The sequence below is a fragment of the Mycolicibacterium sarraceniae genome, assembly GCF_010731875.1.
GTDB classification, from domain to species: domain Bacteria; phylum Actinomycetota; class Actinomycetes; order Mycobacteriales; family Mycobacteriaceae; genus Mycobacterium; species Mycobacterium sarraceniae.
This window is the reverse complement of record NZ_AP022595.1, coordinates 1,451,336-1,469,299: the sequence shown is the minus strand read 5'-3', so window position 1 is coordinate 1,469,299 and position 17,964 is coordinate 1,451,336. Positions and strand designations below refer to the sequence as shown.

The window sequence follows — 17,964 nt, the reverse complement described above, 5'->3', positions numbered from 1 at the left end:
CCACTGGCCGCACCCCACGAAGATGCAGCACCGACCTTGCCGCCGCGGCTGTTCATTCATTCGACGCAGGCCATCCGGTGATACACGCGCAGCGGGTCGTGAACGCCGTCCTCGACAGCGAGAACACAGCGTTCGGAGTGTACGAGACCTTGCCGCAGGCACGGCTCAAGGTTCTCTCGGATATCCGGGCCGTCGCGGGTCGGGCGCTGGCATACGCCACACCAGAAGACCTGAAAAGTCTGGTCCCACAGGACCTCAACCGCATCTACCAGAGTGTGGGCGAGACCTCGGGTTCGCGGTCCGGACCCGCACGAACCGAAACCAAGCCTGGGCTGGCCGCACCGACACGAGCCGAGACTGCCGCTGTCGGAGTGATAGCCGCCTTGGAAGCCTTGGCTCGGCCCGACGTGGCGTCCGCCGGCGACGCGCTGCGCTGGCTGGTGGCCTCCTCGCGGCAGCGCGGATCGGCAGTGAGCGCGACCAACATCGCGTGGGGTAAGAATACGTCGCAGGTGCTCACCGGAGTCCAGCTCACCGCCCTGGGGCCGCTTCTCAATCCAAGCGATCAACTGCGTTACCGCATAGGCACTCGACTGCCAGCTCAGCCGGTGCCGGGTACGGAGCGCACCGCGACCCTGGTGCGCCGGCTGCCCGCGATGTTGTGGCCGACGTGGTCACTGCCATTAGCGATTCAGAACTGCCATCAACGGCAGCTGCGCCCAGCACTGTCCAGCATCCTTCTGCTGGTCAGTAGCCGGGTCAACCTCGACGAAGCCGCCTGGTTGATCGACGGTCCCATCGAAGGCCACGCCGTCTCCCGCGTCCTGCAGCTCCTGGAAAAGCAGGACCAGTGGCCCAGCATCCGGACCGCTCTCATCGGAATGGCCGACTACCTGGCTGACAATGACATCCCGATCGACTACCAACGCCGTCGCCGCGCCGACTACAGCACGCTGCTACCGGACACAGTGTGGACCCAGATCTGCCGCGACACTGCCACTCCGGGACCGCGGCCGGCCCGGGCAAGGATCGCCCGGTGCTATTTGTTCGAGCGCCTGAGCGGGCAGCCCGCCAGCACATCGCCATGGGCCTTGGACGACAGCGCTTTTCGCACCAAGACCGCGGACTTTCCCCGTCATCTCACACCCGAACTCGCCGAAGCACTAAACACACACGCTCACGAGTTCCTGACCGACCAGAACATCGACGACGAACCTGCCACATGGCACCCACCGAACGCGGTGCACAAGGGGCTCGACCTCCCTGGACCCGACCCCGCCACGGTCGACATCGCCCGCCTGCACCGTGTCATGGGCGTCGACGGAATGAAGCTGGGGACCGCCGCACATCGTTTGGGCACCAGCCTCGACACCGTGCGCTACCTACTCGAGACCCACCCCGTGCCCCGGCCGAATCTAGCGTCGGGTGACTCTCTGCCGACCTACCACAACCGCGCGTATGCGACCGCGAAAGCAGCGCTCCCGCGGGTCGTTTTGGCTGATTTCTACGAGCATCAGCGGATGTCGCTCCGAGACATCGCGGCGGCGGTAGGAGTGAGCCGCCAGATCGTCGCTCGTCTGGCCAATGACTACGACCTCCCGCTACGCGAACCCGGTCTACAAGCCCGCACGACCATAGATCGAGACTGGCTGTACGACCAGTACGTCAACAAACGCCGTGCCTTACCCGACATCGCCAAAGAGGCCGGAATGAGCACCGCGAACATGGCGCGGTGGGCAAAGACTCACGCCATACCGATGCGAAGCCGAGGCGGAGGAAGTCACACGGCGCGTCTCAATATCCGCCGCACCGCCGAACCATCGAACCAACCGCGACACAATCCTCTGGCCCCATCGAGCGCCGAGTGACTCGAACATTGCCGTTCCGCGTAGCTCCGGTGGAGGGCGAAGCCATCGATTCCTGGCTCGAGGCGGTCGCAATACGGTTCGGCACCGCATTTGGGGATCTTGCTGAGCACGTGGGCATTCCGGTGGACTACTCAAGTTCGTGGGTCGTCGACCTAACGGACGATCAAACAGAGAAGATCGCACAAGCTACCGCGACCGATCCCGCCGCCATCCGAGCGGGCACTCTGCGCCGGTTTCACGGCCTCGCAGTCAGCATCGATCGCGAGAATCACAGGCTCCGAAATGACATTCCGTGGGCGCGGCTCGGACCAACCCCTCGCTCTCGCTATTGCCCGAAATGCCTCGCGCACAACGGCGGCCGTTGGCACCTCAGATGGCGGCTGAGTTGGTCCTTCGCCTGCACCGAACACAACCGCCTATTGGTCGACGAGTGCCCCCGGTGCCACCGGTTCCAGCGGAAGTTCCCGCCCCCGTTCGGTAGCATTCCCAGCCCGGGACAATGCTCGATATCAAATAAAGACACCACCCCGTGCGGCGCCGACCTCACTGAGACCACCGGGGCGATAACACTTTCCGCCGACCATCGGATCATGCGCGCGCAGAGGAGGATCAACCGAATGCTCACCGCCGGAACCGCTGACTACGGGATCTACGTTCAGCAGCCGGTCAATGTACAAACCGCCCTGAGAGATCTCGCGATGATCGCTGCGAGGGTTGTGGTGCACTCCCGTCGGCACAGCCTACACGAACTACCGCACGCAGATTTCATCGCCGCCTACGACGAGGATCGGGTACGAGCCGCCCCTGTCACACCAACCCGGCACCTCCGTCGGCTGAGCCTCGATGCACCCGTAACAGCTGTCGAAGCCGCGGTCTACGCCACCGAGGCACTCAAAATCGTCGAAACCGCCACTTCCGCATTGGCGGCGCAGCGGATGGCCTGGCTCATACCCGACGAAGAACTACCCGGCACCGAGCGAATCCTCAATATCGGGTTATCGTGCAGTCGAGCATTGGCGGCGGCGCAAATCAAAGCTTACGCACCCAATCTCATTCCCCCACTGCAGCTGCGCTATCGATCGGCATCGCCGGATCCAGCGACACCCGCGGCATCGAAACTTGGCGTGGAGCGGCTTGTGTCCAGTCTTCCGTCCACACTATGGCCGGAGTGGTCGATTCGTTTCGGGCTAACCAGCAGAACCTACGAACGATGGCGGCCGGCACTGGCAAGCGCGGTGCTCCTTGTCGGAACAGACCTAACGCCGGAGGCAGCAGCGAAGCAACTGGACAATGGCGCCGAGCGGACGTTGCAGCACCTGCTGAGGTACCTGCATCAGAGCGAACACTGGCCGTCTTTCTCTACCGCACTTATACGACTGGCCGACTATCTGCGCACGAGCGGAAACCCCATCGACTACCAGCGGCGCCGGCGACTCGACTACAGAAGCCTCCTGCCCGATCCTGACTGGAACGCAGCCGCACACCGGGCTGGCGCATTGCCCGGCTCGCCGGTCAAGGCTGAAATCGCCCGCCGCTACCTCTTCCGGAGAATCTCCGGAAGATCTGCGCCGCCCGATGCGCAGGACGCACGCAACGGGAGACCCCAAATGCTGACGAGAACTCTGAACTTTCCACTGGATCTCACCTCGGCGCTGCAGCACGCGCTCGATGAGCACGCGATGGTGTTTCTCGCCCGCAACGGAATCGCGGATGAGCCGCTGAAGTGGCATCCACCGCTCGCTCTGGTGGAAGGGTTGGCGCTACCCGCCCCGGAGTGCGAGCATGTCGACATCACGGCCCTGCGATCAGCTGCGAGCGCTGCCTCTGCACGAGTTCCAGCTTTGGCAAGGACATTTCACGTCACCATTGACACAGTCCGATATTTATTGGACCGGCATCCACCTGAACCCAACGCGACTGGTGGGCGCACGGTGCGAAGGGACGTCTTACGCGCAGCACGCAATACTTCCTTGACGAAGGAAGTCCTCCATGAGCTATACGACGTCCAGCATCTGGCGTGCGCCGAGATCGGGGCGCGATTCGGCATGAGCAGAACGAGCGTGCGCAGGAGCGCTAACCAGTACGGGGTTACGCTGCGGTCGCAGGAGGTAAGTATCGACTTCCAGTGGCTGCACCAGAACTACGTTGTCGCCCGCAGAACCCAAACAGACCTCTGCGCGGAACTCGGGATCAGCTGGCCGACTCTACGAAAATGGCTCGCCCGATACGACATTCTGCTTCACCAGCCTGCGCGGTCCCGTCGCATAATCCTCTCACGAGTGGAGGCCCACGAACTACTGCATCAAACCCTCAGTCGCCCTGCAGGACTAATTCATCTCAGTAACTTCGTCCGCGTCACAGAACACGAATCGGTGTGCGAGGCCGCGGAACACCTGGGTATCAATCGTTCAACTTTGAACACACAGATTCGCTACCTGACAAAAGATTTCGGCGGGCCACTGCTCGAACATTGGACACCGAACCGGCCGATGGCGACTACGGAACTGGGCAGCAAGGCGGTGGCGGCACACGAAGCGTTGCGTAAGGGCTGATTTGCGGGCGATGAAGATGCGGTTAGGTTCAAACTCGGCGGTGACGAGCGCCTCGAAGTCCGGACAATGCAAACGCGCTCACGCGCATGCCCCTATGGAATCGGCTGCTGAACGTGGATCGGTTCAATGTTGCCAAGCTGTATGCGTGTCGAGCCAGGCTTGATCTGTTTGACGCTTGCGCTGCCATTCGAGTCGGACCAGGCCAGCGGCCCGTGCGATTTGCTCGGCACGCTCCTCGAGGAGGTGGTCCTCAAGGGCTGCGGCTTCGCGGCGGTGGCTTTCGAAACGACGGCGCTCAACCGTCGTCAAATGGCTATAGCAGTGCTGGGCAAATTCCCCCGAGCCAAGGTAGACAGTTGAATTACCGTACGCCCGTCCCACTTTGGTGGTCGAAGTGCACGAAGGCTTCGAAGCCTTGAGGTCAGCACCGTCGTCGATCGGCACCGCGGTATCGATCACGGCGTCGAAAAGTGCTGCTGCAGGCTCACGCGGCCGAACCTTGCGGGCTCCCGACCTGACGGCCGCATGGTGACGGGCAAAGACAGCCTTCGGTCGAGAAAGGTAGTCACCCCACGCCGCTTCCATTTCAGCCCGCTGGTTCAACAGACTTGCCGCGCGGAATGCCGACCGTGCTGTGTGCTGAATGGCGCCGAGGCCGCTAATTAGTTCATCCAAGTTCAGCCCGACCTCGCGCTGTACATCGCCAGTGATAAGCAGGCATTCGAGGAGCGTCAGGCATAGCTGGTCCAGAACTTCGAGTCCGTCCGGGGTCGCGAACTCTTCAACTCCCGTGGCAGCCAGGTCCGACACAGGCACAATGTACTACTAGTAGGGCAGACATTGGCTGCGGACACCACTTTCCTGGCTGCGTGCCGACTCGTCCCAGTCAGAACGATCCGCAGAGGGTCGTCGAGTGGGAGCGGCTGCGGCAGATGGTGGGCCAGAACATCCGTGACGCACGAACCGAGCAGGGAATGTCGCAAGAGACGCTTTCTCTTCTTTCGGGCGTGACGCGGAATGTCTTGATCGACGTGGAGCACGGCCGGCGCGGCCTGCTGTACGAACGCATCTACGACCTTGCGAAGGCGTTGCAGGTGCCGATAGTTCGTCTGCTAGGAGAGCAATGACGCGGCTAGCGGTCGACTGACCATCCCAGTGACCGATCCCAGCCCTTGGTCGTGAATTCGCCCGGCGCCGAGCAAGTGGTCGATGTCGCCGTTGCCCCGGCGATTAGGGGTGGCGCCCGAATGTGCAGACCGCGACGGCCATCGCTCATGGCCACCCATTGCCGCCACGACGGCGGCCGATCCGAGGGGTCGACATTGGTCCACGGCAACCGCGCTATGCCTGCTAGCGTGCCGAGGTGGTTTGAGGTTATGTAGTGGGCATGGCCGTGGAGAAGGTTTCCAGCACCGAAGCCAAAAGCCGGCTCAACGCGCTCCTGGCTGAAGTCGAGCGCACCGGGAAGACAGTGATCATCACCAACCACGGCCGCGATATTGCACTCTTAGTCCCCGCAAACCCAACGCCTCGGCAGTTCGGGCAGCTGCCGAGCCTGTCCGTCCCCATCGACTTCGACGACCCACTGCCCAATGCCGAGCTTGCCCGGTGGGAGGGGGGCGAGCCCTCGTGAACGCTTTCTTTGGACACCCGCACCCTGCTGTGGCCGCTCAGCGAGTCGGCCTTGCTGGTCCCCGAAGTACTGGTGTTGACGACGGTCGAAAACCAGGCCAAAGGCGGCGGGGTTAATTTTCAGGCGACGTCGACAGTGAGCACGGGCGGAGCGCGGACTCAATCCAGTTCGAGGTGCTGACGGACAACGGCGATATCCCGCATATGGACACGCGCGATTCGCTTCGACTTCAGGGCGAATGCGGCCTTTTTGATCACCACGAGCCGCAACCCATGTCGTGGGATCAGAGCATGCTTGCGCGCGTCGTAGAGGCGGCGCTGTTCTCCGCGGCCGACCCCCGAGATGGTCTGGCGGCGGTCGAACAGCGACGAAGGTTGCGAGTGCTGTTCCTCCTGGAACTCGACGACCAGTTCCAGGTCCGGCCAGTACCCGTCGACGGGAAGCCGCGTACCCCTGTGCCGTTTGGGAGATGGGTCTCCTCGGAGCCAGTCGAAGGTCGACTGGCGGCGCCCCCGGGTCCCGAGGATCTCGTCACACAGGTCGAGCACGTAATACTCGTCTGATTCGGCACGGCTGCCCATGGGTTGATTCTCACAGGACGCGCCAGGTGTTGATCTCGGGCGTAACGAGCGGCGAGATGCCCTGACCGTTCGATTTCGATGGCATCTTCAGTCGAAGGCGGTCATGCAAAGCTGGAAGTAGCGGCCGTCAACGCGTGCCTGATGGCGGCAGGCCATAACGAACTCGGATCTCTTCCGTGTGCTGGAAGCGCGGCCGGCCAGCTCCTCGCTGGCGATCACTTGCAGCCGCCGGGGCGGGTGCGTTGTCGGTGGTGGCGGATAACCTCCGAGCTGAGTCGTTCAGCGATCGACGGCGGTCGCGGCTGAGCAAGATGAGGAGTCCACACATGGCCGACAAGAAGACCGTATTCATCGCGTTCGCGATCGAGGACGAGCGTCAGCGCGACCTGCTGAAAGGGCAGTCGCTGCATCCGCGCTCGCCGTACGAGTTCATCGATATGTCGGTGAAGGAGCCCTACGACACTGGGTGGAAGGAGAAGGTTCGTACACGCATCCGCCGCTCCCATGGCGTCATCGCGCTCGTGAGCAAGAACTCGCTGACGTCCTCCGGGCAGAAGTGGGAGATCCAATGCGCCAAGGAGGAGGCCAAGCCACTGCTCGGCGTCTGGTCTTACGCCTCCGACCGTACGAACCTCGCTGGCGTCCGGACCGTGCCCTGGACCGACGCCAACATTGCCGGCTTCATCGACTCGCTCTGATGCCGAGGGATACGCGCAAGGCGCTCATCATCGGGATCGATCACTATGACCAGATCCAGTCGCTCAGCGGCGCGGTGAACGACGCTCACAGCGTCAAGGCCGTGCTGGAACGGCATGCCGACGGCACGCTCAACTTCGCCCAGCCGCGGCTAATGACGGCCACTGGCCCGGGAGCAGCGGTGTCCCGCACCGAGCTGCGTGAGGCGGTCCAGGAGCTGTTCAAGGACGATGCCGAGATCTCGCTGTTGTACTTCTCCGGGCACGGCTACATCGACGGGGCCGGCGGGTACCTATGTGCCAGCGACTGCGCCTCCGGGCACGACGGCCTCTCGCTCAACGAGGTGCTGACCTTCGCTAACAGCTCGCCGGCGAAGAACAAGGTGATCATCCTGGACAGCTGCCACAGCGGGGTGGCCGGCACCAACCCTGTCGCGGACCAGGTTGCCGAGATCAAGGAGGGGGTCACGATCCTGACCGCTTCGACGGCGGAGCAGTACGCGATGGAGTCCGGTGGCTCGGGCGTATTTACGAGCCTGCTCGTTGATGCACTCAACGGCGCTGCGGCCAATCTCGTCGGCGATGTGACCCCCGGCAGCGTCTACGCGCACATCGACCAGTCGCTCGGCCCCTGGGCTCAGAGACCGGTGTTCAAGACGAACATCAAGAAGTTCGTCTCGCTGCGGGAGGCGGACGCACCGATCGAGCTCGTCAAGCTGCAGCAGCTCACCATCCTGTTCAGCCAACCGACCGAGGAGCTCCAGCTCGATCCGGGCTACGAGCCCGAGCGCACGGGCAACGAGGACGACTCGGTCCCGCCACCGGACCCGGCCAAGAACGCCGACTTCGCGGTGCTGCAGGAGTTAGTCAAGGTGAACCTGGTCCGCCCGGTTGGTGCGCCGCACATGTGGCACGCAGCGATGCAGTGCAAGGCATGTGAACTTACCGTCCTTGGACAGCACTACTGGAAGCTCGTGAAGCAGGACCTGATCTGATGCCATCTACCGACGCAATCCGGAAGGTTCTGGAGAGTGAGCAGCTCGTCGACGAGCTCGCCGCGGTCGAGCACGAGCGTTGGGCGCACTGGCAGCGGTACGTCCATGACAACTGCGAGCGCCAGCAAGATGGATCCTTAACGATCCCGGCCGAGCTGGCTGCGCGCTGGGAAGCTCAAATCGAGACGCCGTACGTCGGGCTGACTGAACGCGAGAAAAACAGCGACCGGGAGCAGGTTCGTCGGTACCTTCCCGTCATCATCGACGCACTCACGCGATGACGGCAACCAAAGGCGTTTGAGGAGCGGTCTGGGCTTGTGCCGCCTCTGCTCGCGCCACATCTGCGAAATCCTGTGAGGGCGGTGATGCCCGGGATACGACCTGTGGATGAGGTCGGCATGCGTGCAGCTGAATCTGAGGAGTCGACGATCCTCGCCGCTGGCACGAAGCGGTCACGCAGTGTGTATTGACCTTCGGCCCGGCCTGCCTGGGGGAAGCCCGTGGTCCGCTGAAACAAATGTCACGTGGCTCCGAAATGACGAGCCCAACTGACCGAAGGAAGCACGCACCCGGCGACGATCACCAACAAGAACGGTAGTGCGAGCGAGACCCCCGAACGCGTCAGTGCAAAGTTCACGGTCAGCGTGAATCGCATAAGGGCTTGACGCATACGGCAACTGCGTGCGATGCTTTTCGCATGTCATTCACGGGAACACATCATCGGGCTGACGGGCGCAAGATCGGCAAGCGCCGGATCGTCCTGGTTGATATCGAAAATGTTGTCGGTGGTCTATCCGCTGTCCGCGATTACGTCTCATGGGCCAAGGTGGTCGTAGCCGAGTGCGTCCCGGCGCAGCCCGGTGACCAGGTTGTGATCGGCGTTGGTCCAACTGGATTGCTGGATCTCGCCCTTACATGGCAGAGCGTTAGGTACGTCATGCGTCCAGGCCAGAACGGCGCAGATTTGGCCTTGCTTGAAGTGCTTGGCGAGAACATCGCCGACCGCTTTACCGAAGTCGTACTGGTGTCGGGCGACGGAATCTTCACGCACGCGATTGCTGCACTAGCTTCGCGGGGAGTGAAGACAACGGTGGTTGCACACGCCGGCGGTCTGTCTCGACGGCTGGGGCTCGCTGCCGCAGAGGTCAGGCTACTTCCCGAACAGCCGTCGCCGCGGTCTGTTCCCGCCGCGTCGAACATGGATGTGGCCTGATGGGTGAATCGGCAGGGGTGCTGCTCACTCCTAGCGAGATCGCAGACCTGGCTGGCGTCACGCGAGGAGCAGTCACCAACTGGCGCAAGCGACCGAGCGATCCGCCATTTCCAGATCCGGCCCCGGAATCTGCGACCAAGCCGTTGTACGACCTGGAGAAGGTCATCGCCTGGCTTGCTGAAACGAAGCCGGAGATCCAGATACAACGCGACGGCAGCCAGGCGGCCCTTTCGCATTCGTTGAACGCCCTGCGGGGACGTGTATCAACTGCCGTAGCAGGTGAGCTCGCTCTAGCCCTGTGTTGTGCAAAGAAGCTATCGATGGAGGCCGCCGACGGGAACTGGCGGCTGATAGCGGCGGCCAGCACGTCTCAAACAGTGGATGTACTGCGGCGGATCTCGAGCGATACAGCGACCGATCCGCGATGGGACGACATTCTGTCAGCTCTCGATGATGTTGAGCGGGAGACAAACGGGCGGCTCGACACGCTCCCGATGGCGGCCATGGTGAGCGCCGTTGACGGGATCGATGTTGACCGCCTGGCGGTCGCGGCAGACGAGGTGCTCCGACGCGGCGGCGGCGAACGCGGTCGCGCGGCCGGGTACGGCGTTGGTGAACACGGGATTGTGAACTCGCGCGTATCGGAACTCCTTTCGAACCTGGCGTCGTCGACCAAGGGCCTCGTTTATGACCCCGCATGCGGGATTGCTGAGGCACTCATTCGGACCCGGACGAAATGCGGGGGGACCGTTCGGTTGGTCGGCCACGACATCAATGCGCGGGCCATTCGGTTTGCTCGCATGCGCAGCCTCCTGCACGAGCTGGACGCTGAGTTCGAGTGTGGCGACGTGCTGCACGAAGACCCAGACCCAGATCTTCGAGCAGACACCGTCGTCGCTGAACCTCCGTTTGGTATGGACTGGTCCCGGTCCCAGAACATCGCGGATCCGCGTTGGGTGTTCGGCATACCGCCCGCCAACAATTCCGAGTTGGCCTGGCTTCAGCACGCAATTGCTCACTTGAAGCCGAATGGGAGTGCCTACGTCGTCACATCCGTGGCACCGTTGACTGCGCGTGGCAGCAGCGCCTCGATCCGTGCCGAACTGCTCCGATCAGGATGGATCGAGGCTGTCATTCTGCTACCGCCAAAGATGCTGCCCCACACCACTATTCCGTTAGCGCTATGGGTTCTGCGACTGGCGGATCACGCTTCCGCCAGTAACGATGTCTTGCTGATCGATGCCTCGGAATCAGAGAACCCCGAGGCCCATGCACTTTCGTGGCTCGATGACTGTCTAACCGGATCGGCGGCCGGTGCGCCGCCTTTCGAACTGATCAAGACGTTGGACTTGCTCGCTGATGATGCACAGCTCGACCCTCGGCGCTGGGTAAAAACACCTGGCTCAGATCCCAAGGACGTGGCGGCTCGTCTCGCCGACTCGCAGCATGTTCTCGAGAACGCACTCGCCACGTTGTTGGATCACGCGGTGGTGCCAATGCCGCAAGGGCCGTCTGCGACACCGCGGCTCCTGACCGTGAAAGAACTTGTGCAACTCGATGTGGCCTCAATCCAGAACGGACGCGTCAAGCGGGACGACCTAGACGAGAGAGACGCCGCTGCGTTGGTAACGCCGAACGAAGTGCGCGACGGGCTACCGGTACTCGACCAGCTACCGATCGATGCACAGCCAAACCTGGTCGGCGGACGCGACGAACGAACTCGAGTCGGCGACGTGCTGGTGACGACATGGAATGTCGTTCGAGCGGTGGTCGATAAGCAAGGCGGCCGGCTCATCGGCAACGGTGTTTATCGGCTGCGTGTCGACGATAAGCAATGCGAACCGAACTACGTAGCACGGTGCCTGTGTGGCACGTGGAACGAACGTTTCAAGAAGGGTGCGACGATCCAACGCGTCGACCTCCGGGAGCTCGAGATTCCCCTGATCCCGCTGTCGGAGCAGGCTCGCCTTGTCGGAGCTTTACGTGAGATCGAGCAGCTTGCTCGACAGGCTGCTGCGGTGGCGGAGGCCGCTGCAGCTTCTGCCACCGCGATCCTCGATGCCGTGCGATACGACGCGCCGATTGGCGGCGACGAGTGATCCCGCGGTATGTCCGGACCGGGCTGCCACACTCATGCGGCACCCACGATAAGCGCAGTTTCAGAAGGAGAGTCAATTGAGCAAGCTGGGCAATTTCGTATGGGGCATCGCCGACCAGCTCCGCGGTGTTTACAAGCCACACCAATACGGCGGGGTGATCCTGCCGTTCACAATCCTGAGGCGTCTGGACTGCATCCTCGAACCGACCCGCGACGAGGTGCGTAAGTTGGCCGAGAAGTACTCCGGCGGGGCTTTGGATGTGCAGGTGAAGCGCAAGACAGGTCTTGCCTTCTACAACACCAGTGCCTTCGATTTCAAGCTTCTGCTGGAGGATCCGGAGGGTCTGCGCGCAAACCTAATGGACTACATCACCGGATTCTCGTCGAACATCGACGTTTTCGAGCGGTTCAAGTTCGAGAACGAGCTCGCCACGCTCGACGAAAAGAATCGGCTGTACCTGGTTACGTCGCAGTTTGTCGAGGTAGACCTGCACCCCGATGCCGTTTCCAACGCCGAGATGGGCGATCTGTTCGAGCACCTCATCTATAAGTTCGCGGAAGCTTCTAACGAGGAGGCGGGTGAACACTACACACCGCGCGACGCGATCCGGTTGATGGTGGACCTGTTGTTCGCTGAGGACAACGTAGCTCTGCTTGAACCCGGAACCGTGCGGACGATCTACGACCCTACCGCGGGCACCGGCGGGATGCTTTCCGTCGCCGAGGAACGTCTGCTCGAACGTAACCCCGGCGCACGGCTGCGGCTGTACGGGCAGGAGATTAACGACCAGTCCTACGCGATCTGCAAGTCCGACATGATCGCTAAGGGCCAGGATGTGGGGAGTATTAAGCTCGGTGACACACTGGCCGACGACCTGTTCTTCGATCGCACCTTCGACTTCTGCATGTCGAATCCGCCTTACGGAGTGGATTGGAAGGCGTCACAAGAGTCTGTGAAGAAGGAGGCGTTGGCTTCGAATTCGCGCTTCTCCCATGGTTTACCGTCAATCGGCGATGGGCAGATGCTGTTCCTGTCGCACCTGGCGTCGAAGATGCGGCCAGCCCACGACGGGGGCGGCCGAGCGGGCATCGTCCTCAATGGATCGCCCCTGTTCAACGGAGCGGCAGAGTCGGGTCCCTCGTTGATCAGACAGTGGCTTCTCGAATCCGACCTGGTAGAGGCCATTGTTGCGCTGCCGACGAACATGTTCTTCAACACCGGCATCGCTACGTACATCTGGATCTTGGACAACGCCAAGCGTCCAGAGCGGGTCGGCAAGGTCCAGTTGATCGATGCCACTTCGTTCTGGACCAAGATGCGCAAGAGCCTTGGCTCCAAGAACCGCGAACTTGATGCTGATGCGCGAGATCGAATTCTGGGGCTGTATGACGCGTTCGATGAGGCCGATCCGGATTATTCGAAAGTGTTCTCCAACAACGATTTCGGGTATTGGTCTGTCACCGTCGAGCGGCCGATGCGGACCGATACGGGAAAGTTGTCGACGAACCGGAGGGGCAACAACCCGAAGCCGGACGCCAAACTGAGGGACACGGAGAACATCCCGTTCACCTACGGTGGGAATACCGCGGGCGACGCGGCTCGCGCGGAGACTATCAAGGCCTACTTCGAGGCGGAGGTTCTGCCGCACGCTCCCGACACCTGGATCGACGCCGCGAAGACGAAGGTGGGCTACGAGATTCCATTCACCCGGCACTTCTACAAGCACGTACCTCCTCGACCGCTCGCGGAGATCGACGCGGACCTAGATAAGCAGGTCGCGAAGATCATGGAGCTGCTTCGGGTGGTGGAGGGGTGAGCGAAATTGCACCGTGGACTCATACGCAAAGATTGGGCTGGGAACGGCGCCGCGTTCGAACGCTGGGTTCAACGGCCTCGGGGAGTGGATTTCCGCCGGCCCTTCAAGGGCGGAATAATCTCGAAATCCCCTTCTACAAGGTTAAGCATCTCGGCCAAGCCTCGGCCACCGGCTGTTTGGCGGAGGCAGATGACTCCATTGAAATAGAGACAGCGACAACGCTCGGCGCGACCGTCTTTCCTGCCGGGACCCTGGTATACGCGAAGGTTGGCGCCGCTCTGATGCTTGGACGGGTGAGAACTCTGCCGAGACCAGCCTGCATCGACAACAACATGGCTGGTCTGATTCCAGATCCAGATGCCGGGGTAGATGAACGCTTTCTGTTCTGGGCGTTATCCCAGATCAAGTTCGACTACCTGGTGAACCCGGGGGCCGTACCGTCCCTCAGTGATCGCAACTTGCTCGACTACCCGTTGCTCGTTCCGCCGCTATCAGAACAACGTTTCATCGCCGACTATCTCGACCGGGAAACGGCTCGAATCGACACGCTCATCGAGGAGCAGCGCCGATTGATCGATATGTTGCAGGAGCGCCGTCGGTCGGTGATCAGCGGAGCGCTCGCGCCCAGAGAGGGCTGGCGCACTGGCCGGATCAAGCACCTTGGGAGTACATGTCTCGGCAAGATGCTCGATGCTGGCCGGGCGGATCGTGACGGCGACCGACTGCGGCCTTACGTGCGCGCGGCCGATGTGCTGGCCAATGGCACTGTAAACCTGGCCGATTTGAATGAGATGCCGTTCTCGGATGCGGAGATGCGGCACTTCGACCTTCGCGCGGAGGACATCCTGTTAATCGAAGGCGGGGCGACCGTCGGCCGGCCGGGGTTCCTGTATGACGATGCAGACGGGATCGCCTTTCAGAAGACCGTCAACCGACTACGCGCGAGCACGTCGATGAGCGCACGATTCTGCTACTGGGTGCTTCTTCGGCTATACGAATCGGGGTACTACTTAAGTCACTTCAGCGCTGTTTCGTTCGTCCACCTCACAGGCGAGAAGCTCCGGGAGATCAAGTTTGCATTCCCAGAGCTCGCTGAACAGCGAACGATCGCTGCGTACATCGATGAAGAGACGTCGAAAGTCGACGCCCTAATCGCAGAGACGGTGCGGTTCATCGACCTGGCGCGCGAGCGTCGCGCAGCGCTGATCACAGCGGCGGTGACCGGGCAGATCGAAGTGCGGAACGAGGTGGCTTAATGGCCCAGCACAACGAGATTGAGTTCGAGAAGGAAATCGCCAAGTATCTCGCCGTCCACGGGTGGGAGTATTCGGCGAATGACACCGGCTACGACAAGGAACGGGCGCTGTTCCCCGAGGACGTCCTCGGCTGGCTTGCGGACACCCAGCCCGACCAGTTAGCGAAAGTCGTCAAGTCCGGCTCGAAGGATGTTGCCAAGCAGCAAGCACAGGTGCTCGACCGGATTGTGAAGGTGCTCGATCTGCCGTTGGAAAATGGTGGCGGTACCCTCAACCTTTTGCGTAAGGGCTTCTCGCATCTGGCTGCGAAGTTTCAGATGTGCGTATTCAAGCCCGAGTCCACGCTGAACGCCAAGCGCAACGCGGACTATGACGCAGTGCGGGTGCGGGTTATGAGGCAGGTGCACTTTTCGACCGCTGGCAACCAATCGGTAGATCTGGTGTTCTTCGTCAACGGGCTGCCGGTGGCTACGGCCGAGCTCAAGACGGATTTCACCCAGACGGTCGCCGATGCCATCACCCAGTACCGGACATCACGACTGCCAAAGGACCCCGTATCCGGGAAGGTACAACCGCTGTTCACGTCAGGCGCGCGAGCCTTGGTGCATTTCGCCGTGTCTAACGACGAGGTGTGGATGACCACACGGTTGGCGGGTGAGAGAACGCACTTCTTGCCGTTCAATCGCGGCTCGGAAACCGGCGGTGCTGGGAATCCTCTGAATCCCCAAGGGTCACGTACCTCCTACCTCTGGGAGCGGGTGCTGCAGCGCGACGCGTGGCTCAACATCTTGGGCCGGCTGATGTACATCAAGCACGAATCTTCAACCGACCCGATCAGTGGTAAGACCAGCAAGTCGGCGACGTTGCGGTTTCCCCGCTTCCATCAGTGGGAAGCGGTCACGGAATTGACCGCTGCGGTCACCACCGAGGGTGTTGGCAAGCGCTACCTGATCCAGCATTCTGCGGGGTCAGGAAAGACAGACTCGATCGCGTGGACGGCGCATCGGATGGCCCGGTTGCAGGTCGACAATCAGAAGGTCTTCGACTCCGTCATCGTGGTTACTGATCGCAACGTCCTCGACGCTCAACTGCAGGACGCAATCAAGCAGATCGACAACGATCAGGGCATCGTCGTGGCAGTCGACCGCGACCAGGCAGCGAAGGCTGGCGCCTCGAAGTCAGGGCTACTGGCAAAGGCGCTTACCGACGGGAAGCTGATCATCGTCGTCACCATCCAGACGTTTCCATTCGCGATGCAGGCGATTCGAGAAAACAAGGGGCTCAAGGGTAAGAAGTTCGCTGTCGTCGCCGACGAGGCGCACTCGTAGCAGTCTGGTCAGATCGCCGGAAAGCTGAAGGCGGTGTTGACCGCTGAGGAGCTGAAGGAGGTCGAGGAAGGCAAAGAGATCGACGTCGAGGCGATCTTGGCCGCGGAAGCCACTGAGCGAGCGGCATCGGAGAACATCTCGTACTTCGCCTTTACCGCCACCCCGAAGGCCAAGACGCTCGAACTGTTTGGCCGCGAGCCGGCGCCAGGCGAGAACCCGGTGCCGTTCCACGTCTACACGATGAAGCAGGCCATCGAAGAGGGATACATCCTTGATGTACTGACCGGTTATCACTCGTTCAAGCTGGCGTTTCAGATTGGTCAGAACGCGGGTGGCGGTGACGAGGTGGACCAGAACGAGGCCACCAAAGCAGTGATGCGTTGGGTCAAGCTCAACCCGCAGACGATCTCGCAGAAGGCAGCGATAAGCGTCGAGCACTTCCGCGAGAATATCGCGGCACTACTCGACGGGCACGCCAAGGCCATGGTCGTCACCGACTCCCGCAAGGCCGCCGTCCGCTACAAGCTCGCGATTGACGACTACATCGCCAAGAAGGGCTACGGCTACGGCACGCTGGTCGCGTTCTCCGGTGCGGTCCAGGATCCCGAATCCGGTCCGAACGACTTCACCGAAGCGACCATGAACCCAGGCGTGCACGATCTGCGAACTGCGTTCCGCGGCGACGATTACAAGATCATGATTGTCGCAAATAAATTCCAGACCGGGTTCGATCAGCCGTTGCTGTGCGCGATGTACGTCGACCGAATCTTGTCCGGCGTGACGACGGTGCAGACCCTGTCTCGGCTCAACCGCACCTATCGCACACCGTCCGGCATCGTGAAAACCGCGGCCATGACCCAAGTTGTGGACTTCGTGAACGAACCCGCTGCGATCAAAGAGGCGTTCGAGCCTTACTTCACCGACGCGTTCCTGGAAACTGCGACCGATCCGAACCTGGTGCACGACCTCGCTGCAAAGCTCGACACCGCCGCCATCTACCCCCAGGCTGAGATCGACCAGTGCGCTGAGGCTTTCGTGAAGGGCAAGGGCAACAGCGCCCTCGCCGGCGCGGTCGGCCCGGGCCAAAAGTGCTTTGCTGACCGGTACACTGCGGCTTTGATCCACAACGGTGGCGAGGGAGACAAAGCCGCGCTCGCCGAACTGGACATGTTCCGCAAGGACGTCGGGTCGTTCGTCCGTCTCTACGACTTCATGTCGCAGATCATCGACTACGGCGATCCCGAGTTGGAGAAGAAACAGATCTACCTTCGACTTCTCGACCGTTTCATCCAGTCGGAGAACTACACCGCGCCCATCGACCTGTCCGACGTGGTGCTCAAACAGGTCAAGCAGATTGACCGAGGACGCATCGACATCGGTCTCGGTGTGCGCGTAGGCTTGTCCGGACTCACTGCAGCTGGATCGGGTGAGAAGCGGGATCCGAAAATGGTTGCATTTCAACAGGTTCTCGATCGCCTCAACGATCTGTTTGGGTCCGAGGATTTCACCCAATCCCAGAAGGTGTCGTTTCTCGAAGCACTACTGCGGACACTGCTCGACGACCATGCGCTCGTACAGCAGGCGAAAGTGAACTCCGCGAAGCAGTTCGTAGAATCGCCCGATTTCGATGATGCGGTTACGGGTGCGGTGGCCGACAACCAAGGTGCGCATGAGAAGATGAGTGACTACTTCTTCACCAATGCGCCTGGCCGGTCACATCTCATGTCCGATATCGCCAAGTGGTTCTACCAAGTCGTCACATCTGACATCGAGGGCGCGTCGGTGCAATGAACGCCCGTAGCGGGCGCTGGGCTGTTGCTTCGGCGGAAGCTCTATTGTCCAGAACAGGCGGGGAGGTATCACCATGGCTCGGCCGTATCCAAAGGAATTTCGTGACCGCGTCGTAGGGCCAGTCCAACAGCGTGCAA

Annotated in this window: 13 protein-coding genes and 1 pseudogene; 12 read left to right on the top strand and 2 right to left on the bottom strand. The window is 61.5% G+C overall.

The features are described from left to right. The first annotated feature begins 98 nt into the window (after positions 1-98). Together G6N13_RS07525 and G6N13_RS07520 are read left to right on the top strand one after the other, a co-directional pair. Positions 99-1,868, top strand: a complete 1,770-nt coding sequence (locus G6N13_RS07525) for a hypothetical protein (protein WP_235677960.1) — start codon at positions 99-101, stop codon at positions 1,866-1,868. 29 nt (positions 1,869-1,897) lie between these two features. Then, positions 1,898-4,420, top strand: coding sequence for a TniQ family protein (locus G6N13_RS07520; protein WP_163695890.1), 2,523 nt, complete (start codon positions 1,898-1,900; stop codon positions 4,418-4,420). Positions 4,421-4,543: 123 nt separating this feature from the next. Here G6N13_RS07520 and G6N13_RS07515 read toward each other — a convergent pair whose 3' ends face one another. Next, complete coding sequence (locus G6N13_RS07515; protein WP_163695887.1) at positions 4,544-5,230, bottom strand: hypothetical protein; 687 nt, start codon at positions 5,228-5,230, stop codon at positions 4,544-4,546. A gap of 59 nt (positions 5,231-5,289) precedes the next feature. On the opposite strand from G6N13_RS07515, the gene G6N13_RS07510 reads away from it, so the two are divergent. Continuing rightward, positions 5,290-5,547: a helix-turn-helix domain-containing protein gene (locus G6N13_RS07510; RefSeq protein WP_163695884.1), complete on the top strand. Its 258-nt coding sequence runs from the start codon at positions 5,290-5,292 to the stop codon at positions 5,545-5,547. Positions 5,548-5,807: 260 nt separating this feature from the next. Further along, a complete protein-coding gene (locus tag G6N13_RS07505) occupies positions 5,808-6,053 on the top strand; it encodes a type II toxin-antitoxin system Phd/YefM family antitoxin (RefSeq protein ID WP_163695881.1) in 246 nt (81 codons plus the stop codon). Between the two features lie 158 nt (positions 6,054-6,211). Here the strand turns inward: G6N13_RS07505 and G6N13_RS07500 are convergent, their stop codons facing one another. Continuing rightward, positions 6,212-6,634: a hypothetical protein gene (locus G6N13_RS07500; RefSeq protein ID WP_163695878.1), complete on the bottom strand. Its 423-nt coding sequence runs from the start codon at positions 6,632-6,634 to the stop codon at positions 6,212-6,214. 326 nt (positions 6,635-6,960) lie between these two features. On the opposite strand from G6N13_RS07500, the gene G6N13_RS07495 reads away from it, so the two are divergent. The 8 genes and pseudogenes from G6N13_RS07495 to G6N13_RS07460 all read left to right on the top strand — a co-directional run bounded on the left by G6N13_RS07495 (position 6,961) and on the right by G6N13_RS07460 (position 17,827). Further along, on the top strand, positions 6,961-7,332 hold the full coding sequence (locus tag G6N13_RS07495) for a TIR domain-containing protein (protein ID WP_163695874.1): 372 nt from the start codon (positions 6,961-6,963) through the stop codon (positions 7,330-7,332). Continuing rightward, the gene (locus G6N13_RS07490; protein ID WP_163695871.1) at positions 7,332-8,324 is read left to right on the top strand and encodes a caspase family protein; all 993 of its coding nucleotides are present in this window, start codon (positions 7,332-7,334) and stop codon (positions 8,322-8,324) included. The genes G6N13_RS07495 and G6N13_RS07490 overlap by 1 nt, the downstream gene beginning before the upstream one ends. After that, positions 8,324-8,605 (top strand): hypothetical protein, encoded by a 282-nt coding sequence (locus G6N13_RS07485; protein ID WP_163695868.1) that lies wholly within the window; start codon positions 8,324-8,326, stop codon positions 8,603-8,605. The genes G6N13_RS07490 and G6N13_RS07485 overlap by 1 nt, the downstream gene beginning before the upstream one ends. Before the next feature lie 416 nt (positions 8,606-9,021). Beyond that, entirely contained in the window at positions 9,022-9,537 is a 516-nt protein-coding gene (locus G6N13_RS07480; protein WP_163695865.1) for an NYN domain-containing protein, read from the top strand. Further along, positions 9,537-11,636 carry an N-6 DNA methylase gene (locus G6N13_RS07475; protein WP_163695862.1) on the top strand — a complete coding sequence of 700 codons (2,100 nt, stop codon included), beginning with the start codon at positions 9,537-9,539 and terminating at the stop codon, positions 11,634-11,636. The genes G6N13_RS07480 and G6N13_RS07475 overlap by 1 nt, the downstream gene beginning before the upstream one ends. Positions 11,637-11,712: 76 nt before the next feature. Next, complete coding sequence (locus G6N13_RS07470; RefSeq protein WP_163695859.1) at positions 11,713-13,452, top strand: type I restriction-modification system subunit M; 1,740 nt, start codon at positions 11,713-11,715, stop codon at positions 13,450-13,452. After that, on the top strand, positions 13,449-14,708 hold the full coding sequence (locus tag G6N13_RS07465; RefSeq protein WP_163695856.1) for a restriction endonuclease subunit S: 1,260 nt from the start codon (positions 13,449-13,451) through the stop codon (positions 14,706-14,708). Before G6N13_RS07470 ends, G6N13_RS07465 begins: the two co-directional genes overlap by 4 nt. Beyond that, positions 14,708-17,827 (top strand): annotated as a pseudogene (locus G6N13_RS07460) (type I restriction endonuclease subunit R). Before G6N13_RS07465 ends, G6N13_RS07460 begins: the two are co-directional and overlap by 1 nt. Positions 17,828-17,964 lie beyond the last annotated feature (137 nt).